This window comes from Comamonas aquatilis, assembly GCF_965139575.1.
GTDB lineage: Bacteria > Pseudomonadota > Gammaproteobacteria > Burkholderiales > Burkholderiaceae_C > Comamonas > Comamonas aquatilis.
Genome location: NZ_CBCSIW010000005.1, coordinates 12,249 through 35,891, shown reverse-complemented (window position 1 = coordinate 35,891; position 23,643 = coordinate 12,249). Strand labels below are relative to the sequence as shown.

At 62.9% G+C, this 23,643-nt stretch carries 20 protein-coding genes and 2 tRNA genes; 18 read left to right on the top strand and 4 right to left on the bottom strand.

Features of this window, described 5'->3' with window-relative positions:
* Positions 1-174: 174 nt before the first annotated feature.
* Entirely contained in the window at positions 175-1,062 is an 888-nt protein-coding gene (locus ACNAZA_RS08705) for an MOSC domain-containing protein (protein WP_415796139.1), read from the bottom strand.
* A gap of 151 nt (positions 1,063-1,213) precedes the next feature.
* Between ACNAZA_RS08705 and ACNAZA_RS08700 the strand changes: the two genes are divergently transcribed.
* From ACNAZA_RS08700 to ACNAZA_RS08670, 7 genes are all read left to right on the top strand, one after another.
* Positions 1,214-2,353: an FAD-dependent monooxygenase gene (locus ACNAZA_RS08700; protein WP_415796391.1), complete on the top strand. Its 1,140-nt coding sequence runs from the start codon at positions 1,214-1,216 to the stop codon at positions 2,351-2,353.
* A gap of 157 nt (positions 2,354-2,510) precedes the next feature.
* Positions 2,511-3,215, top strand: a complete 705-nt coding sequence (locus tag ACNAZA_RS08695) for a DsbC family protein (protein WP_415796138.1) — start codon at positions 2,511-2,513, stop codon at positions 3,213-3,215.
* Positions 3,216-3,323: 108 nt separating this feature from the next.
* The gene (locus ACNAZA_RS08690; protein WP_415796137.1) at positions 3,324-5,177 is read left to right on the top strand and encodes a M61 family metallopeptidase; all 1,854 of its coding nucleotides are present in this window, start codon (positions 3,324-3,326) and stop codon (positions 5,175-5,177) included.
* A 106-nt stretch (positions 5,178-5,283) separates the two neighbouring features.
* Positions 5,284-6,063 (top strand): enoyl-CoA hydratase, encoded by a 780-nt coding sequence (locus ACNAZA_RS08685; RefSeq protein WP_415796136.1) that lies wholly within the window; start codon positions 5,284-5,286, stop codon positions 6,061-6,063.
* 24 nt (positions 6,064-6,087) lie between these two features.
* Positions 6,088-6,164, top strand: a tRNA-Met gene (locus tag ACNAZA_RS08680).
* Positions 6,165-6,288: 124 nt separating this feature from the next.
* A tRNA-Met gene (locus ACNAZA_RS08675) sits at positions 6,289-6,365 on the top strand.
* Between the two features lie 353 nt (positions 6,366-6,718).
* On the top strand, positions 6,719-7,888 hold the full coding sequence (locus tag ACNAZA_RS08670; protein ID WP_415796390.1) for an MFS transporter: 1,170 nt from the start codon (positions 6,719-6,721) through the stop codon (positions 7,886-7,888).
* Between the two features lie 73 nt (positions 7,889-7,961).
* Here ACNAZA_RS08670 and ACNAZA_RS08665 read toward each other — a convergent pair whose 3' ends face one another.
* On the bottom strand, positions 7,962-8,867 hold the full coding sequence (locus tag ACNAZA_RS08665; protein WP_415796135.1) for a LysR family transcriptional regulator: 906 nt from the start codon (positions 8,865-8,867) through the stop codon (positions 7,962-7,964).
* A gap of 110 nt (positions 8,868-8,977) precedes the next feature.
* Between ACNAZA_RS08665 and mdlC the strand changes: the two genes are divergently transcribed.
* Together mdlC and ACNAZA_RS08655 are read left to right on the top strand one after the other, a co-directional pair.
* Entirely contained in the window at positions 8,978-10,606 is a 1,629-nt protein-coding gene (mdlC, locus tag ACNAZA_RS08660; protein ID WP_415796133.1) for a benzoylformate decarboxylase, read from the top strand.
* A gap of 47 nt (positions 10,607-10,653) precedes the next feature.
* A complete protein-coding gene (locus ACNAZA_RS08655; RefSeq protein ID WP_415796131.1) occupies positions 10,654-11,655 on the top strand; it encodes a Bug family tripartite tricarboxylate transporter substrate binding protein in 1,002 nt (333 codons plus the stop codon).
* Positions 11,656-11,729: 74 nt separating this feature from the next.
* Here the strand turns inward: ACNAZA_RS08655 and ACNAZA_RS08650 are convergent, their stop codons facing one another.
* Positions 11,730-12,593 (bottom strand): TOBE domain-containing protein, encoded by an 864-nt coding sequence (locus tag ACNAZA_RS08650; protein ID WP_415796129.1) that lies wholly within the window; start codon positions 12,591-12,593, stop codon positions 11,730-11,732.
* Between the two features lie 96 nt (positions 12,594-12,689).
* On the opposite strand from ACNAZA_RS08650, the gene modA reads away from it, so the two are divergent.
* The 9 genes from modA (at position 12,690) to ACNAZA_RS08605 (ending at position 22,834) form a co-directional block, all read left to right on the top strand.
* Positions 12,690-13,496, top strand: coding sequence for a molybdate ABC transporter substrate-binding protein (gene modA, locus ACNAZA_RS08645; RefSeq protein WP_415796128.1), 807 nt, complete (start codon positions 12,690-12,692; stop codon positions 13,494-13,496).
* Positions 13,497-13,616: 120 nt separating this feature from the next.
* Positions 13,617-14,285, top strand: a complete 669-nt coding sequence (gene modB / locus ACNAZA_RS08640; protein ID WP_120971891.1) for a molybdate ABC transporter permease subunit — start codon at positions 13,617-13,619, stop codon at positions 14,283-14,285.
* A 94-nt stretch (positions 14,286-14,379) separates the two neighbouring features.
* Entirely contained in the window at positions 14,380-15,465 is a 1,086-nt protein-coding gene (gene modC / locus ACNAZA_RS08635) for a molybdenum ABC transporter ATP-binding protein (RefSeq protein ID WP_415796126.1), read from the top strand.
* A 33-nt stretch (positions 15,466-15,498) separates the two neighbouring features.
* Positions 15,499-16,392: a formate dehydrogenase accessory sulfurtransferase FdhD gene (fdhD, locus tag ACNAZA_RS08630; RefSeq protein ID WP_415796125.1), complete on the top strand. Its 894-nt coding sequence runs from the start codon at positions 15,499-15,501 to the stop codon at positions 16,390-16,392.
* An 88-nt stretch (positions 16,393-16,480) separates the two neighbouring features.
* Positions 16,481-16,888 carry a hypothetical protein gene (locus ACNAZA_RS08625; RefSeq protein ID WP_415796124.1) on the top strand — a complete coding sequence of 136 codons (408 nt, stop codon included), beginning with the start codon at positions 16,481-16,483 and terminating at the stop codon, positions 16,886-16,888.
* 149 nt (positions 16,889-17,037) lie between these two features.
* The gene (gene miaB, locus ACNAZA_RS08620; protein ID WP_120971471.1) at positions 17,038-18,366 is read left to right on the top strand and encodes a tRNA (N6-isopentenyl adenosine(37)-C2)-methylthiotransferase MiaB; all 1,329 of its coding nucleotides are present in this window, start codon (positions 17,038-17,040) and stop codon (positions 18,364-18,366) included.
* A 231-nt stretch (positions 18,367-18,597) separates the two neighbouring features.
* Positions 18,598-20,934: a hypothetical protein gene (locus ACNAZA_RS08615; protein WP_415796123.1), complete on the top strand. Its 2,337-nt coding sequence runs from the start codon at positions 18,598-18,600 to the stop codon at positions 20,932-20,934.
* The gene (locus ACNAZA_RS08610; RefSeq protein WP_415796121.1) at positions 20,916-22,118 is read left to right on the top strand and encodes a hypothetical protein; all 1,203 of its coding nucleotides are present in this window, start codon (positions 20,916-20,918) and stop codon (positions 22,116-22,118) included. Before ACNAZA_RS08615 ends, ACNAZA_RS08610 begins: the two co-directional genes overlap by 19 nt.
* Positions 22,115-22,834 carry a DUF1266 domain-containing protein gene (locus ACNAZA_RS08605; RefSeq protein WP_415796120.1) on the top strand — a complete coding sequence of 240 codons (720 nt, stop codon included), beginning with the start codon at positions 22,115-22,117 and terminating at the stop codon, positions 22,832-22,834. Before ACNAZA_RS08610 ends, ACNAZA_RS08605 begins: the two co-directional genes overlap by 4 nt.
* 89 nt (positions 22,835-22,923) lie before the next feature.
* Here the strand turns inward: ACNAZA_RS08605 and ACNAZA_RS08600 are convergent, their stop codons facing one another.
* Positions 22,924-23,478, bottom strand: a complete 555-nt coding sequence (locus ACNAZA_RS08600) for a C40 family peptidase (protein WP_415796119.1) — start codon at positions 23,476-23,478, stop codon at positions 22,924-22,926.
* Positions 23,479-23,643 lie beyond the last annotated feature (165 nt).

Below are 23,643 nucleotides of genomic sequence, written 5' to 3'. Positions count from 1 at the left end.
CGGTGTTCTGGAGAGATGTGACGCAGACGCGCTCTGTTTGCAGAGTCGGATTCTGGTTTTGTCACTGAAATCTATGCCGATTGTAATGAGGCTCGAATCTCTGCAGGCGCGCGGCGGAATCAGACCTTGAGCGGCGAGAGCGACGTGAGAGGTCAAAAACGCCTGAACAGAGGCTCAATCGAAGCGCAAATTTCCGGCCACAGACTGACCCAGCTGCAAAGTGGCTGTGGCCGCCCGGCCCGGCGGCAAGCCCAGCACCAGGGCATTCATACCAAAAGTAATAGCACCCTCCACCCGTGGATCCTGGCGGTATCCGCGAATGAGCTGCCCCACGGCCGTGCCGGGTACGGCGCTATCGGGATCGATATCGGGAATGGGGCAGCGTGTGCAGGGCTTGCAAGGGCGCAGGCTGACTCCCGCGCTCTCCAGCAGATGCAGCAACTCCACCCGGTCTTCGTCATGAGCCTCCAGACCGGAAATCACGATATTGGGCCTGAAACGCCTGGCATCGACGGCCGGTTCGGCCTGCTGCTCCAGCCGCTCGTTGAGTTCGTCCACTGCGGCCTGGCTCAACACCAGCAAGGGGTAGCCATCGGCAAAGTGCGTGGGTGCATCGTCCTGCCCTACCCAGCGCTCGCTGGCTTGCCGGGGTTGCTCCGGGTCAAAGCGCACCAGTTGGGCATCGGTCTGCAGCGCAGCACTCAACCACTGACTGGCCGGCTGCGCCCATTCGCCCAGATCCCAGGCGTCCACCACATCCTTCCAGACTCTGGCCCGGCGCTTGCCGCCTTGGGCTGTCAAAGGCAGCTGCAGCGCATCCAGCCCCGGAAAGTGGAGCCGCAAATGATCGGTACCGATTTCGGGGCGAATCAGCGCCATGCGCGGGTGCGTGCGCTGGGTGAGGAATTCTCCCTGCCCGTCCACCACCATCCAGTGCCTGTCCCATTGCAGGCCATGGCGGCTCAGCTGCGCCTGCTGCACCGCAATGCCGGCGCAGGATTTGACAGGGTAAATCCAGAGCTGGGCGATCTGGCCTTGGACGTCGTAACTGGTATCGGTCATGGCAGGAAGGTGCGGATAAGTTGGAGCAATTTTGACCTGTAGCGCTTACCCATCAAGCGCAAGCTGCTATCAACAGCATAGTTGATGCAGGTGATGGACCCCGAAAATGGTCAATCCGCGAGGAACACAGGCCCGGCTCACGCCTCCTACAATGCCGGACATGGCGCAAACCTTTGATGTATGTATTCGTGGAGCCGGCATTGTGGGCCGGACCTTGGCTCTTTTGCTGGCGCGTGATCGCCTGCGTGTGGCACTGGTCGCACCGGCAGAGCGCAACGCCCAGGGACGGGATGTACGGGCCTATGCTCTCAATGCCAGCTCCAAGACGGTGCTGGAGTCCCTGCGTTGCTGGCCAGATGACGAGCACGCCACGCCGGTGACCGGCATGCAGGTGTTTGGCGATCTGGACGGCCAGGTGCAATTCGATGCGGCCTCGCAAGAGGTGGAGGCGCTGGCCTGGATTGTGGATGTTCCCGCTCTGGAGCAGCGCCTGGCCGAAGCCGTGCGCTACCAGCCCCAGGTGGAAATCGTCAAAGAGCCCGTGCCCGCAGCGCTGACCGCCATCTGCGAAGGCCGCGCCAGCAGCACGCGTGCCGAGTTCGGCGTGGATTTTTCCGTCACCCCTTATTCCCAGAGTGCGATTGCCACCCGCCTGCGCTGTGAACTGCCCCACGGCGGCATTGCGCGCCAGTGGTTCACGCCCGAAGGCATTCTGGCCTTGCTGCCTCTGGCCGGCCCCGAAGGCAACGAGGTGGCCGTGGTCTGGTCCTTGCAACAAAGCCTGGTGCAAGAGTGGCTGCACAGCGACGAAGAGACTTTTGCCGTGCGCCTGCAGACCATCAGCCAATACGCCCTGGGCGAGCTGCAGGAAATTGCCCCGCGCGCCGCCTGGCCGCTGCAGCAGGCCGTGGCCGACCGCTGGTGCGGTACCCAGATGGATGCCTCACGCACCCCGCGCAGCTGGGTGCTGGCCGGCGACGCCGCCCATAACGTGCACCCGCTGGCAGGACAGGGCTTGAACCTGGGCCTGGCCGACGCACAGACGCTGGCCCGCGTGCTGCAGGAGCGCGACTATTGGCGCAGCACGGCAGACACCAAACTGCTGCGCCAATACGAACGCGAGCGCAAGGCTGCTTTGGCCCCCATGGGTCTGGCCATGGACGGCCTGCAGCAGCTGTTTGCCCGCCCCGAAGTGCCCATGCAAATGCTGCGCAACTGGGGCATGAAGGGTTTCGAGCGCAGCGGCCCGCTCAAGTCCTGGATGGCCAAACAGGCCATGGGTCTGCTCTGAGCCCTGGCCTCCCCGGTCGATCCGGGGAACCCTTGGGCCCCAAGCCACTCCAAAGCGCATGCCCTGCCGCCCAGGCCCTGGATTCACCCGGGCCTGGGCGGCAGAAATAAGAAATACCTAAGGTCGGCCGTGCCCAGCGCGGCCCCATACTTGCTCTATGAAACTTGTTGCCTGCCTGCTGGCCACCGCCAGCCTGACCTTCGGCCTGAGCGTGCATGCCCAGGATGCCAATCTCAAAAAGACGCTGACCGAGCGCATTCCCCAGCTCGAGAAGATCGATGAGGTGCGCTCCACCCCCATGGCCGGTCTGTACGAGGTCCGCGTAGGCACCGACATCTTCTACACCGATGCCAAGGGCAACTATCTGATCCAGGGCGAGCTGATCGACACCAAGGCCAGACGCAATCTGACCGAAGACCGCATGAACCAGCTGACGGCGGTCGATTTCAAGCAATTGCCGCTCAAGGACGCCATCACCATCGTGCACGGCAAGGGCGAGCGCAAGATGGCCGTGTTCGAAGACCCTAACTGCGGTTACTGCAAGCGCTTTGAAAAAGACATGCAGAGCGTGGACAACGTCACGATCTACCTCTTTCTCTACCCTATCCTGAGTCCGGACTCGGCCGACAAGTCGCGCAATATCTGGTGCGCCAAGGACCCGGCCAAGGCCTGGCATGAGCAAATGCTCAACAGCAAGAACGCTCCCGCGGCCCAGTGCGATCCTGCCGCCATTCAGCGCAACGTGGCATTCGGCCGCAAATACAAGATCACGGGCACGCCCACCATCATCTTTGCCAACAATGTGCGCGTTCCCGGAGCCATCTCGGCTGCTGAAGTGGAAAAGCACCTGGCCGCCAAGTAAGCTGGACACCATTCACCTCTGGGCGCTTTGGCGCTCGGTCGCATCAAGCGAACCCTGGCCGGGGCAGCACAGGCCGTGCAATGCCCTGGCCTCTTTTTTGGAGCCGCCATGGCTGTTGCCCCCGCCTCTTTGATTCGCTATACCGTGCAGGCCAGCGCGGTGGACGCTCATATTTTTGATGTCACCCTGCATCTGGAACACCCGGCAGCCGGGCAGCTGCTGTCGCTACCGGTCTGGATTCCCGGCAGTTATCTGGTGCGCGAGTTTTCCAAGAACCTGCAAGCACTGAGCGCCACGCAGAGCGGCCAGCCCATCGCTGTCGAACAGCTGAGCAAGAATCAATGGAAAATCGGCTGCAACGCAGATACAGTCTGCACTATCAGCTATCAAGTTTGCGCATATGACACCTCGGTACGCACCGCCTGGCTGGACCGCCGCCGCGGCTTTTTCAACGGCACCAGCCTGTGCCTGCGCGTGCACGGCCAGGAGCACAACCCCCATGCGCTGGAGCTGCTGAGCAGCCCCGCCACGCAAGACTGGCAAGTAGCCACCGGCCTCGCGGCCGCCCAGGTAGACGGCCAGGGCTTTGGCCTCTATACCGCAGCCCATTACGACGAGCTGGTGGACTGCCCCGTCGAGATGGGCAGGTTCTGGCGCGGTGAATTTGTGGCCGGCGGCGTGCCGCATGAATTTGTGGTGGCAGGAGCCGCCCCCAGCTTTGACGGTCGGCGCCTGCTGGCTGACACCCAGAAAATCTGCGAAGCGGAAATTGCCTTCTGGCATGCCGATGGCAGCCGCCCGCCCATGGAGCGCTATGTCTTCATGCTCAATGTGGTGGACGACGGCTATGGCGGACTGGAGCATCGCAACTCCACCGCCCTGATCTGCGGCCGCAGCGATCTGCCGCGAAAACACACCGGCCCCGGCCAAGCCAAGGCCAGCGAGGGTTACACCACGCTGCTGGGTCTGATCAGCCACGAGTACTTTCACACCTGGAACGTCAAACGCCTGCGCCCTGGCGAATTCGCCCGCTATGACTACGAACAGGAAAACTACACCGAGCTGCTGTGGTTCTTCGAGGGCTTCACCAGCTATTACGACGACCTGTTCCTGCGCCGCGCAGGGCTGATCGACAGCGCCCAATACCTCAAGCTCATCACCCGCACCATCAACCAGGTGCTGCAGACGCCGGGACGCCAGCTGCAATCGGTGGCCGAGGCCAGCTTTGACGCCTGGGTCAAGTACTACCGCCAGGACGAGAACACGGCCAACCACACCGTGAGCTACTACACCAAGGGCTCGCTGGTCGCCCTGTGCCTTGACCTGAGCCTGCGCCAGCACGGCGCGTCGCTGGACGATGTGATGCGCGGGCTGTGGCAGCGCTGCGATGGCGGCCCCATGACCGAAGCCGACGTGGTGGCCGTGGTCAGCGAGCTGACCGGCGTGTCATTGGCCCAGCAGCTGCTGCAATGGGTGCATGGCACAGACGATCTGCCGCTGGCCGAGCTGCTGGCCAAGCACGGCATCAAGGCCAAGGCCGAACCTGCGCAGCTGGCGCAGAAGCTGGGCCTGCGCGTTCAGGAAAACCATAGCGTGCAGGTCAAGACCGTGCTACGCGGCGGTCTGGCCGAGCAGGCCGGCATGATGGCCGGCGACGAATGGCTGGCCGTCGAGGCCCAGGAGCAGCGCTGGCGCATCGCCAAACTGGACGATTTGCTGCTCTACGCCGGCGACGCGAATCAGGTCACCGCCTGGGTGGCACGCGACAAGCAGATTCTGACACTGCAGCTGGCCCTGGAGCCGCAGCCGGCAAAACCCGTCGCCGAGGATGCAAATAGCGCCAATGCGCCAGCCGCGCCCATCAGCAACCTGGGCCTGGAAGTGAGCGACAAGGCCGCTTGCGAGCTTTGGCTGAGCGGCTCAGCCGCCCCAGTTGCCGCTGTGGCAGCTGTTGCGGCCTGACGCCGATCGCCGTACAGCGGCCCGGGCACCCTGGCATCTGTGCGGCAACAGCAGTTATTCTTGGCATCTGCAACCCAAACCTTCAGAACACCCTCAGGAGACAACCTTGGCATACGAAACCATTGAAGTGCGCGTTGAAGCGGACAAGGTCGGCATCATCACCTTGAACCGCCCCAAGCAGCTCAACGCCTTGAACGACCAGCTGATGAACGAGCTGGGCGATGCCCTGAAGAAGTTCGACGCCGATAAAAGCATTGGCTGCATGATCATCAACGGCAGCGAAAAAGCCTTTGCCGCCGGTGCCGACATCGGCGCCATGGCCCAGTACAGCTTTGCCGACGCCTACGGCGGCGACTACATCACCCGCAACTGGGAAACCATTCGCAGCATTCGCAAGCCCGTGATTGCCGCCGTCAGCGGCTTCGCCCTGGGCGGCGGCTGCGAGCTGGCCATGATGTGCGACTTCATCATCGCCGCCGACAACGCCAAGTTCGGCCAGCCCGAAATCAAGCTGGGCGTGATTCCCGGCGCCGGCGGCACGCAGCGCCTGCCCCGCGCCGTGGGCAAAGCCAAGGCCATGGACATGACGCTGACCGCCCGCATGATGGATGCCACGGAAGCCGAGCGCGCCGGTCTGGTCAGCCGCGTGGTGCCGCTGGACAAGATGATGGAAGAAGCCCTGGGCGCAGCCATCATCATCAGCGGCTTCTCGCAACTGGCCGTCATGGCGGCCAAGGAGTCCGTGAACCGCGCATTTGAAAGCAGCCTGTCGGATGGCGTGATGTTCGAACGTCGCCTGTTCCACGCGCTGTTTGCCACGCAGGATCAGAAGGAAGGCATGGACGCCTTCGTCAACAAGCGCCCAGCCCATTTCACCCACCAGTAATTTGGTATATAATCGCTGGCTCCAGGTCGTGTAGCTCAGTTGGTTAGAGCGCAGCATTCATAATGCTGATGTCGCAGGTTCAAGTCCCGCCTCGACCACCAAACAGAAAACCGCAGTGCTCTGATGAACACTGCGGTTTTTTCATGTCCGATCTTTTTGATCACATCAAAAAATTCTGACTTTGGCTGAAAAGCTGAATTTTTGGCATTAGAATACCGGACTGTCGGTCGTATAGCTCAGTTGGTTAGAGCGCAGCATTCATAATGCTGATGTCGCAGGTTCGAGTCCCGCTACGACCACCAAATTCAAGCCCCAAGCGCTCACGCTCTTGGGGCTTTTCGCTTTTTACAGAGGCCGCATGGCCACCGCTCTGCCTGTTGCGCAGCGGCGATGCCCTGCTCCCGCTCTCTCACCCCTCCCCTTCAGGACTCTTTCTCGTGCCCCTTGCACCCCAAGGATGCTGCACGCGCGCAGCGTGCCCGCGCACTGGTCATCCCACCAGTGAGGGCTGCGCTTTTTCTGCAGCTTGCCGATGGGCACCGGAAAACGTCCTGATCTCTCGCTCAAGGATGATCCCGTGACCTCAAACACCCATGGCGCCGCACAAGCTGGCAGCGCCCCAACACAAGTCGACGGATACAGCTGGAAGGCACTCATGGGCTCGGCCGTCGGCTACGCCATGGACGGCTTTGACCTGCTGATTCTGGGCTTCATGCTCTCGGCCATCTCTGCAGACCTGAACCTCACTCCCGGCCAGGCCGGCTCGCTGGTGACCTGGACGCTGATCGGCGCCGTGTTCGGCGGCATTGTGTTCGGCATGCTCAGCGACCGCTACGGCCGCATCCGCGTGCTGACCTGGACCATCGTGCTGTTTGCCGTCTTCACCGGCCTGTGCGCTTTTGCCCAAGGCTATTGGGACTTGCTGATTTACCGCACCATTGCCGGCATAGGCCTGGGTGGCGAGTTCGGCATCGGCATGGCCTTGGCCGCCGAAGCCTGGCCGGCCCGCCACCGTGCCCGCGTCTCGTCCTATGTAGCGCTGGGCTGGCAAGTGGGCGTGCTGGGTGCAGCCCTGCTGACCCCGCTGCTGCTGCCCCTGATCGGCTGGCGCGGCATGTTCCTCGTGGGCGTGATTCCCGCCATCGTGGCCTGGGTCATACGCAACAAGCTGCACGAGCCCGAAGTGTTCGTGGCCCGCAACAAGAAAGAGCAGCCCTCGGCCCTGCATTGCCTGAAGCTGCTGGTCAAGGACAAAGCCACGCTCAAGGTCAGCCTGGGCGTGATCGTGCTGACCTCGGTGCAGAACTTCGGCTACTACGGCATCATGATCTGGATGCCCAGCTTTCTGTCCAAGCAAATGGGCTTCAGCCTGACCAAGTCCTCAATGTGGACGGCGGTCACCATCATCGGCATGTCCGTCGGCATCTGGGTCTTCGGCCAATTGGCCGACCGCATCGGCCGCAAGCCCACCTTCCTGATCTTCCAGGTCGGCTCGGTGATCTCGGTACTGGCCTATTCCCAGCTGACCGACCCCACGGCCATGCTGTGGGTGGGCGCCATCATGGGCCTGTGCGTCAACGGCATGATGGGCGGCTATGGCGCCGTCATCAGCGAGGCCTACCCCACCGCAGCCCGCGCCACCGCACAGAACGTGCTGTTCAACATCGGCCGCGCCGTGGGTGGCTTTGGCCCGGTGGTGGTGGGTGCAATCGCCATGGCCTACTCCTTTCAGGTGGCCATCGCCCTGCTGGCCGCCATCTATGTGCTGGACATGATTGCCACGGCCTTTCTGATTCCCGAGCTCAAGGGCAAGGAACTTCAATAAACATAGCAGCTACTGCTGATGCATCAAGCGCCAGAGCTTTAAAAAGCTTTGGCGCTTTTTTTATGCCAAGTCCTCAAGCCCGCTGCCTGAAAACTTCGACCACCAGCGATCGCAGCCACTGGTTGGCCGGCTCCTGCGCAAAGCGCCAGCTCCAATGCAGCGAGACATCGAACGCGCTTGCCGGCAGATCGGCCTGCACCACCGCATAGCCGCCCTGGCGCTCAAAGGTATCGGCAATCTCGGCCGGCATGATCACGGCCAGATCCGTCTGGCGCACGATGGAGGGCACGGCCATGAAATGGGCCGCTGACAGCCGTATCTGCTGCTGCAGATCCAGCGCCTGCAAAATGCGCAAGGTTTCGGAATGGGAGCGTACGGCCACAAACTCCAGCGACCGCAGATTTTCCGGGCTGAGCCGCCCGTCTTGCAACACCTGCAGCACCGGGTGCTCTTTGCGCAGCAGCACCGCATAGTGATCCGACAGCAGCACGGTTTGTTGCGTGCCCGTCACCCCGGGCAGAAAACCGATGGCGATATCCAGCGAGCCGCGATCCAGCGCATCGGCAATCTCGGTCATGGCCATGGGCAAGGTCTCCAGCTGTACATGGGGAGCCTGCTCGCGCAGCGCCCACATCAGCGGCGGCAAGAACCGCGCCTCGCCAATATCGCTGAGATGAATGCGAAAACGCTTTTGCGCCTGCTGCGGCTCAAAGGCATGGGCCTCGGCCAGCGCCACTTCCAGCGTGGCCAGGGCGGCGCGCACTGCCAGCGCCAACCGCTCGGCACGCGGCGTGGGCCTTACGCCGCCGTGCATGCGCTCAAACAAGGGATCGCCCAGCAACTGACGCAGCCGCGTCACCGCCTGGCTGGCCGCCGGCTGGGACATGCCCAGCTCCTGTGCGGCACGGCTGACGCTGCCATGGCGAAACACCACGTCAAACACGCGCAGCAGATTGAGATCCAGGCCTGATATATCCATAAAACGAATATCTCTTAGATGTTTTATTCAATTGCTGGAAATTATGCCGCCCTGCAAGATGACGCCCAAGCGCTTGAGCTCCCCTCTCAGTTCCCAACAGGACGATTGTTTTGCAAGTCACCACCTCCCACCAAACCGCCCTGGCACAAGCCGAACAGCCAAACCATACCGTGCGCCACGCCGTGATTGCTATGCTGCGCGAGCTGGGCATGACCCGTATTTTCGGCAACCCGGGCTCTACCGAGCTGCCGCTGTTTCGCGACTATCCCGAGGATTTCTCGTACGAGCTGGGCCTGCAGGAAGCCGTGGTCGTGGGCATGGCCGATGGTTATGCACAGGCCACACGCCAGGCCAGTTTTGTGAATCTGCATTCGGCCGCAGGCGTGGGCCATGCCATGGCCAATATCTTCACGGCCTTCAAGAACCGCACCCCCATGATCATCACGGCGGGCCAGCAGGCCCGCTCGCTGCTGCAGTTCGATCCGTTTTTGCACTCGCGCGATGCCGCCGAGCTGCCCAAGCCCTATGTGAAGTGGAGCTGCGAGCCGGCCCGCGCCGAAGACGTGCCCCAGGCTCTGGCCCGCGCCTACTACATCGCAATGCAGGAGCCACGCGGCCCGGTGTTTGTCTCGATTCCTGCCGATGACTGGGACAAGCCCTGCGAGCCCATCACCTTGCGCCATGTGGGCTTCGAGGCCCGAGCCAACCCGCACACCCTGAGCCTGATCGGCGATGCGCTGGACGCTGCACGATCTCCCGCTTTGGTGGTGGGCGCCGCCGTGGATCGTGGCCAGGCCTGGGATGAGGTGGTGGCCCTGGCCGAGCGCCACCAGGCCCGTGTGTTTGTGGCTCCCATGAGCGGGCGCTGCAGCTTTCCCGAAGATCACCCGCTGTTTGCCGGCTTTCTGCCTGCCATGCGCGAGCGCATGGTGGAGTTGCTGGGCGCACACGATGCGATTTTTGCCGTGGGTGCTGCCGCTTTCACCTACCACGTGGAAGGCGCCGGCCCCTTTATTCCCGCAGGCTCTGAGCTGTTTCAGCTGATTGAAGACCCGGCCATTGCCGCCTGGGCCCCCGTGGGCACGGCCGCCGTGGGCAATATCCGCCTGGGCGTGCAGGAACTGCTGGCCCGCCCGCACATCACCCAGCGCCAAGCGCCGGCCCGCAAGCCTACCGCGCCCGTGCCTGCGGCTCCGGCGGCGGGTGAACGCATGTCGGTTGCCTTTGCCATGCACACCCTGGCCAGCGTGCGTGATCCGCTGAGCATCATCGTGGAAGAGGCGCCCAGCTCGCGGCCCACGATTCAAAGCTATCTGCCGATTTTTCACAGCGAGACTTTCTTCACCATGTGCAGCGGCGGCCTGGGCCACAGCATGCCCGCCGCCGTGGGCGTGGCCCTGGCCAAGCCCGAGAAAAAAGTAATAGCAGTAATCGGCGATGGCTCGGCCATGTACGCCATTCAGGCCTTGTGGAGCGCCGCCAATCTGCGCCTGCCCATCACCTTTGTGATTCTCAAGAACCGCCGCTATGCCGCGCTGCAGGATTTTTCCAAAGTCTTTGGCTACCGGGACGGCGAGAAGGTGGAAGGCACGGAGCTGCCGGATATCAACTTTGTCGCCCTAGCCAAGGGCCACGGCTGCGACGGCATGCATGTGGAGGATGCATCGCAGCTGGCCCTGGCCCTGCAGGCCGCCATTGCCCACCCCCGCCCCATCGTGGTGGAAGTGGAAGTGGCCTGACGCGCCCTTAGACGAACGACATAAAAACACTCAAGGAGACAGACCTCATGGCAAAAATGCCGCCGATCAACCGCCTGCGCCGCATGGGCCTGGCCGCCATTCCTGCCCTGTTTTGCAGCGCCATCACCGCCCCGGCCCTGGCCAATGACAAATGGCCGGAGCGCCCCATCCGCCTGGTGGTGAACTTCGCCCCCGGCGGTGCCGCCGATGTGATGGGCCGGGCAATCGCCCCCACCATGAGCCAGGCCCTGGGCCAGTCGGTGGTGGTGGACAACAAGCCCGGAGCCAACGGCAATATCGGCATCGGCGAAACCGTGCGCTCCCCCAAGGACGGCTACACGCTGCTGCTGAGCTCGGGCGGTGGCATCAGCATCAATCCGCTGATCTACAGCAAGCTGCCCTTCAACCCGGAAAAAGACCTGATTCCCGTGGCCGCTGTGGCCCGCGTCCATGTGTTCCTGGAGACCAATCCCTCGGTGCCGGTCAGCAATGTGGGCGAGTTCGTCAAACACCTGCAGGCCTATGCCGGCAAACTGTCCTATGGCTCGCCCGGCCCCGGCAGCTCGCCCCATCTGGCCGGTGAAATGTTCAAGCGTGCTGCCAAGGTCGAGGCCACCCATGTTCCCTACAAAGGCGCCGGCCCGGCACTGACCGATGTGCTCAGCGGCCAGTTGCAGTACTGGTTTGATCCAGGCCCCGGCCTCAAGCAGGTGGAAGCCGGCAAGCTCAAGCTGCTGGCCATTGGCAGCCCGCAGCGCTCGCCCCTCTATCCCAAGGTGCCCACACTGGCCGAAAGCGGCTTGCCCGGTTTTGATGCCGATACGCTGTTCGGCATCTACGCCCCGGCCGGCACGCCCGCCCCCGTGGTGGAAGCCGTGCGCGCCAGCGTGCTCAAGGCGCTGGAACAAAAGAATGTGATCGACGTGATTCAAGGACTGGGCGCCACACCCGAGCCGCGCATGGGCCGCCAGGAGTTTGTGGACCACCACGCCAAGGAGCGTGCGCGCTTTGCGCCGCTGATCAAGGAAATCGGACTCAAGGTCGATTGAGGACCCTCAGGGAATCTTTCCTCTTAGATTCCTCCCTTTTCGCCGCCGCGCCCGCTACGGGTCGGCGGCGTTTTTTATGCCGTCACCGCCACCACCACGGCAGCTTCCGGCACTTCCAGCCAGACGCTGTCTTGCGCATCCAGCCCGCTCTGGGCCGGGGCAAAGCCCACAATCTGCGCGCCCCAAGTCAGGCGGCACACGGCTTCGTCACAGGCCACCGGTTCATCGGCCAGCGATGCCGCGCCGCGCGTCACGCGCTGCACCTGTGCGGGCCAGAGATTGATGGCCTGCGTGGCGGCCATGGGGCGTTCCTGCCCTTTGAAAACCTTGACGGCCGTGGCCTTGCACAGCGCCAGCACCGGAACGCCGGGCGCCAGGCCCAGCAGCTCATAGCTCTCGGGGGTGATGCGGGCGGCAATGCTCCACTGCGTTTCGGTCTCACCCGCAGGGCGCAGCCACATGCGGATCTGGGCGCCCAGGGATTCGACCTTGAGCACGGTGCAGGGCCACTGGTTGCGCATGCTGGTCATCAGACCCAGATTCACCACCGCAGGCGCGTCGCCCGGGCTCTGCCCGCTTTGCACGCGCTGCAGCACTTCGGCGCGCATGCGCTCCATTGTCTCGGCCGTGGCCAGCAGGGATTCGCCGGCCGCCGTGATCTGTGCGCCGCCGCCACCGGCGCCGCCCACGCTGCGCTCCACCAGGGGCACGCCCGCCAAGTTGGTCAGGGTATCAATGGCCTGCCATGCGGCCTTGTAGCTCACGCCCACATCGCGTGCGGCCTGGGAGATGGAGCCGCTGTGCGCTATGCCGCGCAGGATGGCGATGCGCCGGTCGGCAATGTCGTAGCCCAAAGCCTGAGACAGCGAATTGCTGGACAGACCGGCAGCGTCAAAAGTCTCGCGCTGCTCTTGTTCGTGAAATTCTTTTTCTGACATGGGCGCCATCATGCCCTGCCTTGGATTTTCCTCGCTGGCCCTTGAGCATTAAAAAAGATTACACTCGTTATTCCATTTATGAATAGCGAAATTTCCATGACCCAGACTGCTCTGCCTGCCTCGCGTTTTTCCTTTCAACTGGCACGCTCTGCGGCCGTGATCGCGACCGTGACCAGTTCGGCCGTGCTGGGCTTGTGGTCCGTGCAGGCGCAAGCGGCCGAGGTGGCCGTGGCCGTGGCGGCCAACTTCACCGCCCCCATGAAGAAGATTGCCACCGAGTTTGAAAAGGACACCGGCCACAAGGCCGAGCTGTCTTTTGGCGCCACCGGCAAGTTCTACGCCCAGATCAACAATGGCGCGCCCTTCGGCATCCTGCTGGCCGCCGACGACACAACGCCCGAGAAGATTGCCAAGGAAGGCAAGGGCCTGGCCGATTCGCGCTTTACCTATGCCATCGGCACCCTGGTGCTGTGGAGCCCCAAGGCCGGCTATGTGGATGACAAGGGCGCCGTCCTGAAAACCGGCGATTACAAGCACATCGCGATTGCCAACCCCAAGCTCGCACCCTATGGCACGGCAGCCATGGAAGTTCTGAACAAGCTGAACCTGACCTCGCAAGTGCAGCCCAAGGTCGTCATGGGCGAGAACATTGCCCAGACCTACCAGTTCGCCGCCACGGGCAATGCGCAGCTGGGCTTTGTGGCTTTGTCGCAAGTCATGGAAAACGGCAAGATCCGCGAAGGCTCGGCCTGGCAAGTGCCGGCCAATATGCACGAGCCCATCCGCCAGGACGCGATTGTGCTCAACAGCGCCAAGGACAACGAAGCCGCCTCGGCACTCATGAAGTACCTGCGCAGCCCCAAGGCACAGGAAATCATCCGCTCCTACGGTTATAGCTTCTGACGCTTGCAATAAAAGGGTTTGAGGCAGTTTTCTGCCTCAAACCAGGCCGCAAAGATTTCGCTCTTCCCTTGGCGGTGCTGGGCTAAGCTGGCACGGTCAGGGGTTCTTTTTTTGGGTTTCATGCAACTGACCGCCGAAGACTACGCCGCCATCTGGCTCACGCTCAAACTTGCCAGCGTCACCACCGTGCTGCTGATGCTGCTGTGCACGCCCCTGGCCTGGTGGCTGGCCCACACGCGCTCGCGCTGGGCCGGACCGATTGGCGCCGTGGTCGCCCTGCCCCTGGTGCTGCCGCCCACGGTGATCGGCTTTTATCTGCTGGTCACCATGGGCCCCCATGGTCCGATCGGTCAACTCACCCAATCGCTGGGCATTGGCAACCTGCCCTTCACCTTTGCCGGGCTGGTGGTCGGCTCGCTGATCTATTCCATGCCATTCACCGTCCAGCCGTTGCAGCGCGCCTTTGAAGCCCTTGGTACACGCCCCATGGAAGCGGCCGCCAGCCTGGGTGCCAGCCCGCTGGACCGATTTCTGACCGTAGCCCTGCCGCTGGCCAAGCCCGGTTTCATCACCGCCGCCGTGCTGACCTTTGCCCACACCGTGGGCGAATTTGGCGTGGTGCTGATGCTGGGCGGCAACATCCCCGGCGTGACGCGCGTGGTCTCGGTACAGATCTACGACCATGTGGAAGCCATGGAGTACGGCCACGCCCACCTGCTGGCGGCCGGCATGGTGGTGTTCTCCTTTATCGTGCTGCTGGCGCTGAACTGGCTGCAGCCCAAAAAATGATCCCCACGCTTGCTCTACTCACGTGTAGCCGCTGCCCCCCAAGGGGGCCGCTATTTGCCTTGGGGCGGCCCGGCGGCAAAAGAAAGCGTCGCACATGAGCACCTCCCCCTTCATCGCCGCCCGCCTGCAATTGCAACGCACAGACTTCGAACTGAATGTCGATCTGGAACTGCCGGGCCAGGGCGTGACCGCCTTGTTCGGCCCCTCCGGCTGCGGCAAGACCAGCTGCCTGCGCAGCCTGGCCGGGCTGGAGCGCGCCCTGGGCCGGGTTGCCGTCAATGAGGCCCTGTGGCAAGACGACGCCAGCGGCCATTGGCTGCCCACGTACCAGCGGGCGCTGGGCTATGTATTTCAGGAAGCCAGCCTGTTTGCGCATTTGTCGGTGCAGAAAAACATCGACTACGGGATGAAGCGTACGCCGGTAGAGCGCCGCCAGGTCTCCAAGGAACGGGCCGTGGAGCTGCTGGGCATAGGCCATCTGATGGATCGCATGCCGGCCACGCTGTCTGGCGGAGAGCGACAGCGCGTGGCGATTGCCCGGGCGCTGGCCACCAGTCCCCAGGTGCTGCTGATGGACGAGCCGCTGGCCGCACTCGATGCCCAGCGCAAGGCCGAGGTATTGCCCTATCTGGAACAGTTGCAGCGCCATCTGCAGATTCCCATCGTCTATGTCAGCCACTCCATGGACGAGGTGGCGCGCCTGGCCCAGCACCTGGTGCTACTCGAAAGCGGCCGGGTGGTGGCCCAAGGCCCGCTGACCGCTTTGCTCTCCCGCCTGGATCTGCCGCTGACACAAGGCGATCTGGCCTCCAGCGTGATCCATGCCACCGTGCAGACCCACGACATGGTCGACTACCTGAGCACGCTGAGCTTTGACGGCGGCCAGCTGCAATTGGTCATGGCACGCCCCAGGCCCATAGGCAGCCAGGTGCAACTGCGCGTGCAAGCCCGCGATGTCAGCCTGAGCCTGACGCGCGCCGAAGGCAGCAGCATTCTCAACATCCTGCCCTGCCAAGTACTGGACCTGCGCGAGGACGGTCCGGGCCAGGTCATGGTGTCGCTGCAAAAAGGCTCGGCCCGGCTGCTGGCCCGAATCACCAGACACTCCTGCAAGGCACTGCAGCTGCAGGCGGGCAAGCAGGTCTTCGCCCAGATCAAGGGCATGGCCTTGCTGGATTGAAGACTGCGGCGGGCTGAATCGATAATGGCAGTCATGACCGACACCAGTCCCAGCGCCTGCACCCCGCCGCCGCACATCCCCGCAATCAGCCACTTTGCCGTGCAGCGCCACCAGCTGCAGCAAGAGCCGCTGGCGCAGGATCGCGTGCTGGCCAGCGAGGTGCCGATTGCCCTGGTTTTCAACGGCATCTCCCACGCCGTGATGATGGGCACGCCGCTGGATCTGGAAGACTTTGCCCTGGGTTTTGCACTCAGCGAAGGCATTCTGGACAGCGCTGCCGACTGCTATGGCATCGAGGTCACGCCCGTGGCTGCCGCAGCAGCCGGCCTGCCTGCCGGCATGGATGGCATGCAGGTACAGCTGGAGATTTCATCGCGCTGCTTTGCCCGCCTCAAGGACCACCGCCGCAGCATGACAGGGCGCACCGGCTGCGGCGTCTGCGGTGTGGAAAGCTTTGCCGCACTGGATCTGGACTTTTCGCCCCTGCCCGCACATGACTGGCTGGTCCAGGTGGATGTGACAACGGTTTGTAGCGCCATCGATGCGCTGGCGGCCAAACAAATTCTCAATGCCCAGGCCGGCGCCATCCACGCCGCCGGCTGGGCCACGCTCGATGGTCGGCTGCACGAAGTACTGGAAGACGTGGGCCGCCACAACGCCCTGGACAAGCTGCTGGGCCGCCTGGCGCGCACTGCGCGCTTGAGCGAGCCGGGCTTTGTGGTGCTGTCCAGCCGCGGCAGCCACGAGCTGGTGCGCAAATGCGCCAAGCTGGGCGTGGCAGCGCTGGCCACCATCTCGGCCCCCACAGCCATGGGCGTGCGCATGGCCGAGCTGACGGGCTTGCGCTTCTGGGGCCTGTGCCGCCCGCCGCAGGCGGTCCTGTATGCGCCGGGCGGTCACGCACTACCTGACAGCGATAAAGCTTGAGCACGCCCCTGCCCAGCCTCCAAGTCCGTAAAATCGCAGCTGCTGTGCGGACGCCGTCTGCACTGAACCCAGCCCCTGGATAAACACCATGAACCGCTGCACCTCCGCTCTCTTCTCGGGCCGCCGCCTGTTGGCCGCCGGCTTGCTGGCTGCGGCCGCCACCGGCAGCCTGACGGCCATGGCCCAGGGCCTGCCCTCCAACGAGCCGCGCAACTTTCCGCCCACAGCCTTATTTGGCGAGCTGACGGTCACCAACTTTCCTGAAGTCGCCATCAACGGCCAGGCTGTTCGCACCACGCCCGGCTTTCGCCTGTTCAGCCAGGAGCGAACCATTGTTTTCGCCCACAACTACGTGGGCCAGAAAATGCTGGTCGGCTATGTGATCGAACCCCAGACCCTGGGCCTGCACACGGCCTGGATTCTGACCCCGGCCGAGATCGAGAAGTACAAGCCCATCCAGCCCAAAACCGGGCTGATGCGCATCTTCGGCAGCTAGGCTGTCACTACGGATTGAGGAGCTGCTTGCGCACGCTGCGTAATCAGTTCATGGCATTTATCCATTAAAACCAAATTCAGGCATGCGCTAGCTGCTATGACTTTCGTGATTGCAGCCGCCACCGGCTGCAGCGACAACGAGTATTCCCCATGAGCAAAAAAGTCTTCATCAAAACCTTTGGCTGCCAGATGAACGAGTACGACTCGGACAAGATGGCCGACGTGCTGGGCGCCGCCCAGGGCTATGAGCCCACGCAGGACGTGGAAGAAGCCGACCTGATCCTGTTCAACACCTGCTCGGTGCGCGAGAAGGCGCAAGAGAAAGTGTTCAGCGATCTGGGCCGCATCAAGCACCTCAAGGAAAAAGGCGTGCTGATCGGCGTGGGCGGCTGCGTGGCCAGCCAGGAAGGCGAAGAAATCATCAAGCGTGCGCCCTATGTGGACGTGGTCTTCGGCCCGCAAACCCTGCACCGCCTGCCCGATCTGTTGAACGCCCGCGCGGCCAAGGCCAAGCCCCAGGTCGATATCTCCTTCCCCGAGATCGAGAAGTTCGACCACCTGCCGCCCGCCCGTGTCGAAGGCGCTTCGGCCTTTGTCTCCATCATGGAAGGCTGCTCCAAGTACTGCAGCTACTGCGTCGTGCCCTATACGCGCGGCGAAGAAGTCAGTCGTCCGTTTGAAGACGTGCTGGTGGAAGTGGCCGGTCTGGCCGACCAGGGCGTCAAGGAAGTCACGCTGCTGGGCCAGAACGTCAACGCCTATCTGGGCAAGATGGGCGACACGGCCGAGATTGCCGACTTCGCCCTGCTGCTGGAATACGTGTCCGAAATCCCCGGCATCGAACGCATACGCTACACCACCAGCCACCCCAACGAGTTCACGCCACGCCTGATCGAAGCCTACGCCAAGCTGCCCAAGCTGGTCAGCCATCTGCACCTGCCCGTGCAGCACGGCTCGGACAAGATTCTGATGGCCATGAAGCGCGGCTACACGGCTATGGAATACAAGAGCACGATTCGCAAGCTGCGCGCCATCCGCCCGGATCTGGCCATGAGCAGCGACTTCATCGTGGGTTTTCCCGGCGAGACGGAAGAAGACTTCCAGAAGATGATGAAGCTCATCCACGATGTGCGCTTTGACAACTCGTTCAGCTTCATCTTCAGCCCCCGCCCCGGCACGCCCGCTGCCAATCTGCACGACGACACGCCGCACGAAGTCAAGCTGCGCCGCCTGCATGAGCTGCAGGCCGTGATCAACAACAACATCAAGGAAATCAGCGAAGAACGCCTGGGCACCGTGCAGCGTTTGCTGGTCGAAGGCCTGAGCAAACGCGACGGCAGCGAGCTGATGGGCCGCACCGAATGCAACCGCGTGGTCAACTTCCCCGGCAACGAACGCCTGATCGGCCAGCTGGTCGATGTCAAAATTACCGAAGCCAAGGCCTACACGCTGCGCGGCGAGGTTGTGCTCAAGGACTGAGCGCCCACTTTCTGCGCTTCGTCGCACCGGCGCGCAAGCGCCCATCTACAAGCCTGACGGGGAGTCTTCTCCGTCAGGCTTTTTGCGTTCTGTCAAGACCCGAACTGCGCAAGTAACAGAAGGTTAAACACCGTTACCAACGAAATATCGGCAAAAATCCACAGATAGTATGAAGGCCTGTTGAGGCCTTGCCATGCCTGCGATGGCCTCGCGCTTCCTGATCAGGACACCATGAACCAACCCAGCAATGCAGCCGTTCTGCAGGGCGATGCCCTGCACGCCTTTATCGACCAGGCCCACGAGCTGCTCAACGATTACGACGAAGACCAGTCCGCCATCAATCGCGAGGACCGCATGGCGGCTGCCGCAGAGTTGATGGAGCAGCAGAGTTTTGCCCCCGCCAATGTCAATGATCTGGAGCGCGTGCACGATTTCTGGCTGATGCTGGACAAGCCCGAGATTGCCAATCGTTTTTTGCAGACGCATCGCCAAAACGCCTTGCAGTCCGACGAGCGTCGCCCGGCCGATGCACAGGTGCGCATTGCGCTCAGCGATATCCAGAGCCGTCTGGGCTTTGACAAGGCATCGGCCATTGCGTTGCTCCTACCCGCAGCCCAGGCCATTGCCCAGCTGCCGGCGGACATCGATACCGATCGCTACTGGCACGGCTGGCAGTGGATGACCGACGAAGCCCAGGCCTGGGACATTGCCGAGCTGGGCGTGGATCTGCACCGCGCCCGCGAACGCGCCAACCCGGACAACGAGGCTCATCTGGCCCATGGCGATGCCATGGCCCTGGTGCGCAAGGCCGAGCTGGCCCAGAAACGCGGCAATGCCGGCGCAGCCACCGGCCATGTGCAAAACGCCATCCAGACGCTGCGCGATGCCGCCCCCGAGCAGGAGGTGGACTTTGAGCAATGGATGGAACTGGCCGACCGCGCCCTGCCCGTTGCCACGGCCAGTCTGCCTTCGCTGCTCATGGCCTGCGAGCAGCAATTGCAGCGCACGGAAAACCCGCCGCCCTCGCCAGCCATCAAGGCCCATCGCAAAGTCAGGGTTGTGCGGCTGCAGGCCCAGGCCTGTGCGCTGGCAGGCCAGCTGGAAGCCGCTTTGCAGCTGGCCCCGCTGGGGCGCGTGAGCCTGACCGATGACCAGGGCGATCCTTTCAGCGCCTTGCATCTGGAATGGCTGGTGCAGGCCGACCGTCTGGACGAGGCCGCGGCCCTGGCGCTGGAGAGCGTGATGCACGCCCGCCCCATCTCTGCCGTCGCCGCCTGTAAGCTGGCTCAGCAGCGCTTTGACAGCGATGTCGATGCCGGCACCGGTCGCGCCATCACCTGGGCGCTGATTCTGGCCATGGTCCACGCAGATACCGATATGCACTATCTGTTTGCGCAGGAGAAGATGCCAAGCCGCAACGCCGATTTCTACCTGGATTTCGTACGCGCACGCGAGCCGCAGAACATCCTGCTCGCCATGACACAGGGCATGCGCCATGCCGCCAAGCGCCAGCTGGAAAAAGCCTTGCCCTTGCTCGAGCAATCCGTGGGCCAGCGCCCGGATCTGGCCGACGGCGACAAGCTGGCCGCGCTCTGGGCAGCGCGCTTTGCCGTGTTGCCGCTGGAGGAAGCACTGGCCCGCCCTTTCCCCGAGGCCTACGGCGCCCATTGGTGCTATGCCGTCGGGGTGACGCTGGACCACGATGAAGAACTGGCCCCGCTGCTGGGCGGCAAGAAAAAGCTGCCGCCCAGCGAAGTGCGCAGCCAGCTGGCCTTGCGCTACTACGAAGAAAGCTTGCGACGCTTTGAGAGCTTCTGGTCTACGGGCCAGGGAGCCTTCAAGGATGCCGATGTGCATGTGTACTCCATGCTGTGCAACAACCTGGCGATCAAATACCGCTTTCAGAATCGCTACGACGAAGCCGCTGCGCTGCACCACCAAGGCCTGGCCAGCAGCCCGTTTGCCGAGCATCACAACAGCCTGGTGTGGTGCGCGATTGGCAAGGAGGACTACAGCCTGACGGTGATGGAGGCCGAGCGCCTGTGGCATTTTGCGCAGGAGCATGGCTATGGCCGCCATGATCCGCCCCGCTACCTGCCCTCTGTCGCTTACGCGCTGTACCGGCTGGACCGCGATGACGAAATCAGCATCTGGACGGAGCGCCTGGATCAATGGTTTCACGAGCTTGACGAAACCGAACAGCGCAGCGAACGCCGCGACTATCTGGCCGCACTGATGGCTATGCTGGATTTTTTCTCCAGCACCCGCCCCGAGCTGGTGCTGCCACGTCTGCGCAGCCACCAGCAGGAAGTCATTGCCCTGCGGGACTGCTACCCGCTGCGCCGGCTGGCCTGCGCACTGGAAGCCTATCCCGAGCTGCTGGAGGAAGCTCTGGCCCTGCACCAGCAAGCCCAAAGCTATCTGGACAAAGACAGCGACGGCGACGAGAGCGAGCGCCGCGTATCGCGCGAGTGCATTGAGCGCACCGAACGCAAGCTGGCCGAACGTGAGGCTGCGGCCAGCGGCCAAGCCGCATCCGGCCGCAAGCCATGGTGGAAATTTTGGTGAGTCAAACCCAAGCCAACACAGCCGCCGCCAGCGCCTATCAGGCCCGCGATGTGGTCAACGCACCGGCCATCAAGGACGCCATCGCCAAGCGCAGCGCCGCACGCGGCGATGCGCCCGAGATTTCGGCCTGGCTGGCCAACCATTTCTACCGCCATGTGATTGGCAATCTGCAGACCGAGCCCCCCGTGCTGCAACGCATTGCCAATGCACATGGCTTGCAGCTGCTGCTGGGCCGCCAGGAACCGCCAGCCTGGGCGCTGGAGCGGCTGGGCAAGAAGGCCATGGGCGTTGATCTGCCCGACCTGTGGTGGATAGAGCCGGATGCAGCCATGGTGCTGGCGCTGGAGACACGCTTGGTGGAGTTTCTCTCCACCCGCAAAGGCACTTCGCTGCAAGGCAAGCTGCAGCGCGTGAACTGCCCTCAGGCCCTGGCGCGCTGGACGCTGGAGCATCTGGCCTTTGAGAAAAAACAGAGCACGGGCTGGCTGGAGCATTCCAAGAATGCCGTGCACGGCATTGTGCGCGGGCAGTTGGGCATCTTTGTGGAGTTCGACGCCAAGAGTCCGCAGTTGCGCCAGGAAATGGCTTATGAGAGCCAGATGATGGGCCATTGCGTGGGGCAGTTCTCGGACCGCAAGCACTTCAACGGCGGCTATGGCGAGCATTACGCCAGCGGCCTGGAGTCCGGCAAGATGCGCTTGTTCAGCTACCGCACGGGCTCGGCGCAGCCACGCATCACCGTCAATGCCATGATGCAAAAAGACGGCAGTCTGCAGATCGAGCAGATCAAGGGCAAGCAAAACCGCCCGCCGATTGCGCGCTATGCGCCCGACGTGGTGGCCCTGCTCAACCATCTGCAGCTCAACGGCGAAGCTCCGCACGACGCACTGGCCATGGGTATTGTGCGTCGCCCGCCCGAGATATTGGCCGAGAACTCGCAGCTGACGCCCTGGTGCACCGTGGCCGAGTTGCACAGCGAGAGCGAGCAGCTGTGGCTGCTCAACCACCATCCGGATCTGCTGCCCCAGCTTCCTCTGCGTACACCGCTGATGCAGTGGATGGTGGTGGCCCGCAAGGACGCCGTGGACGGCGAAGTCATAGAGCGCATGCCCAAATCTGCAGCGCTGCAGCAGGCCCTGCAACTGGCCCGCAAGCGGCCTTTGCGTGCAGGAGGCCGGGCATGAGTGGCTGGTGGATTTTTCTGGGCCTGCTGCTGGCCTGGTTCTTCTGGATGCTGCGCAGAGGCTTTAGCAACCTGAAGGTAGCCCAAAACCGCGGCGACATGATCAGCTACCAGGCGGGTAGCGCCGAGCGCAACTGGGCTCTGGCGCTGGCCCATCCCACGGCCTATCACGCCATGCAAGGCGGCTTTGCCAGCCAGCTCCATGGTGCCGACGAAGCCCTGGCCAGGCAGTTGCGCCCCATGGTGCTGCACCATCTGGGCCTGCGCACCGATCTTGGCGACGAGCAGATACGCCAGCAATTGCCGGATGCCATGCGTCAGCGCTGGTTCATGCTGGATCTGCAACGCCTGCACCGCAGCGACAATCCTCGCGCCGCCATGGCATTTGCATGCGCCCGGGTCACGTTTTTTGTGCGCTGCGCCTATTTGCTGGAATGGGTGGACGAAGAGACGCACTGGGACATTCTGATGCTCAACGCCCAGCGCGCCCAGCAGTGCTTTGACAGCTGGCTGAGCTTCGGCCAGGCCCATGCCCAGGGCCGGGCCCAGTGGCAGGCCCAGGGCCGCTCCGATGTGCTGGGCAAGGCCTTCACCCCCGAGGAAGTGGCCCAGTGGGTCACCGAAGCCAAGCACCCCTGGCATGCCATGGACTGGAATCTGCCGCTGGCCGCTCCACCTGCGCCGCCAACCGAGTACCCGGCACAGCTTGTGGCTTGAATCGGCCTGAAGTGTTTGAAATGAAAGCGTGATCCGCTATCAAAAACAAAGAGACTGCCGCGCAGTCCCTTTTCTTTATGGCATCGGCCTCATGAAAAAATGCTGCGCGCCTCGGTAAAGCGCTTGGCAAAGTAGACATTGTCCATGCGCACCCGCTGCACCGTGCCGCCAGAAGACGGCGCGTGCACAAACTGGCCGTTGCCTACAAAAATGCCCATATGCGAATGGGGCTTGCCCAGGGTGTTGAAGAACACAAAGTCGCCGCGCATCAGGGATCGCCCCTGCACGGGACTGCTGACCTGTGCCCACTGCGATGTGGTGCGTGGCAGGCGACTGTCGGTGATCCCGCCCACCGCCCACTGGATCAGGCCGCTGCAGTCAAAGCCGCCTTCGGGGGAATTTCCGCCATAGGTATAAGGCGTGTTGACCACCAGCATGGTGCGCGCCAGCAGAGGTTCGCGCAGATCATCAGCCAGATTGAGCGCCTGGGCCGAACGCGTGCCGCCGGCTTGCGCTGCGGGACGGGGCTTGGTGGAACAGCCAGCTAGCACCGCCAGCAGCGAGCCCGCCAGCACCAGCGCAGAACGGCGCTCCCAGCATTGGGCCGATGCACCATCCACGAAAGTCCTATCTTGTAGCTTCATGGGAAGGCATGTTCTCAGAAAGCTGCAGCAGCAGCCAGTCTTAGCGCGTTTATTTACAAAAAAGTGAGCGGCTAGTACCTTTTAATTCAAGGTTTCAGATAGTTTTTCTATCTAAACCCATATTCAACAAGCACTAGCAGCTCACTTTTTAAACTAACGCACTCC

Coding starts and splice junctions, on each gene's coding strand:
- ACNAZA_RS08625 (WP_415796124.1), top strand. CDS start 16,481: ATGAACCGCTGCACCTCCGCTCTCTTCTCGGGCCGCCGCCTGTTGGCC.
- ACNAZA_RS08605 (WP_415796120.1), top strand. CDS start 22,115: ATGAGTGGCTGGTGGATTTTTCTGGGCCTGCTGCTGGCCTGGTTCTTC.
- ACNAZA_RS08610 (WP_415796121.1), top strand. CDS start 20,916: ATGGTGGAAATTTTGGTGAGTCAAACCCAAGCCAACACAGCCGCCGCC.
- ACNAZA_RS08600 (WP_415796119.1), bottom strand. CDS start 23,478: ATGAAGCTACAAGATAGGACTTTCGTGGATGGTGCATCGGCCCAATGC.
- ACNAZA_RS08650 (WP_415796129.1), bottom strand. CDS start 12,593: ATGTCAGAAAAAGAATTTCACGAACAAGAGCAGCGCGAGACTTTTGAC.
- modC (WP_415796126.1), top strand. CDS start 14,380: ATGAGCACCTCCCCCTTCATCGCCGCCCGCCTGCAATTGCAACGCACA.
- fdhD (WP_415796125.1), top strand. CDS start 15,499: ATGACCGACACCAGTCCCAGCGCCTGCACCCCGCCGCCGCACATCCCC.
- ACNAZA_RS08670 (WP_415796390.1), top strand. CDS start 6,719: ATGGGCTCGGCCGTCGGCTACGCCATGGACGGCTTTGACCTGCTGATT.
- modA (WP_415796128.1), top strand. CDS start 12,690: ATGACCCAGACTGCTCTGCCTGCCTCGCGTTTTTCCTTTCAACTGGCA.
- miaB (WP_120971471.1), top strand. CDS start 17,038: ATGAGCAAAAAAGTCTTCATCAAAACCTTTGGCTGCCAGATGAACGAG.
- ACNAZA_RS08665 (WP_415796135.1), bottom strand. CDS start 8,867: ATGGATATATCAGGCCTGGATCTCAATCTGCTGCGCGTGTTTGACGTG.
- modB (WP_120971891.1), top strand. CDS start 13,617: ATGCAACTGACCGCCGAAGACTACGCCGCCATCTGGCTCACGCTCAAA.
- ACNAZA_RS08690 (WP_415796137.1), top strand. CDS start 3,324: ATGGCTGTTGCCCCCGCCTCTTTGATTCGCTATACCGTGCAGGCCAGC.
- ACNAZA_RS08695 (WP_415796138.1), top strand. CDS start 2,511: ATGAAACTTGTTGCCTGCCTGCTGGCCACCGCCAGCCTGACCTTCGGC.
- ACNAZA_RS08700 (WP_415796391.1), top strand. CDS start 1,214: ATGCCGGACATGGCGCAAACCTTTGATGTATGTATTCGTGGAGCCGGC.
- ACNAZA_RS08655 (WP_415796131.1), top strand. CDS start 10,654: ATGGCAAAAATGCCGCCGATCAACCGCCTGCGCCGCATGGGCCTGGCC.
- ACNAZA_RS08615 (WP_415796123.1), top strand. CDS start 18,598: ATGAACCAACCCAGCAATGCAGCCGTTCTGCAGGGCGATGCCCTGCAC.
- ACNAZA_RS08705 (WP_415796139.1), bottom strand. CDS start 1,062: ATGACCGATACCAGTTACGACGTCCAAGGCCAGATCGCCCAGCTCTGG.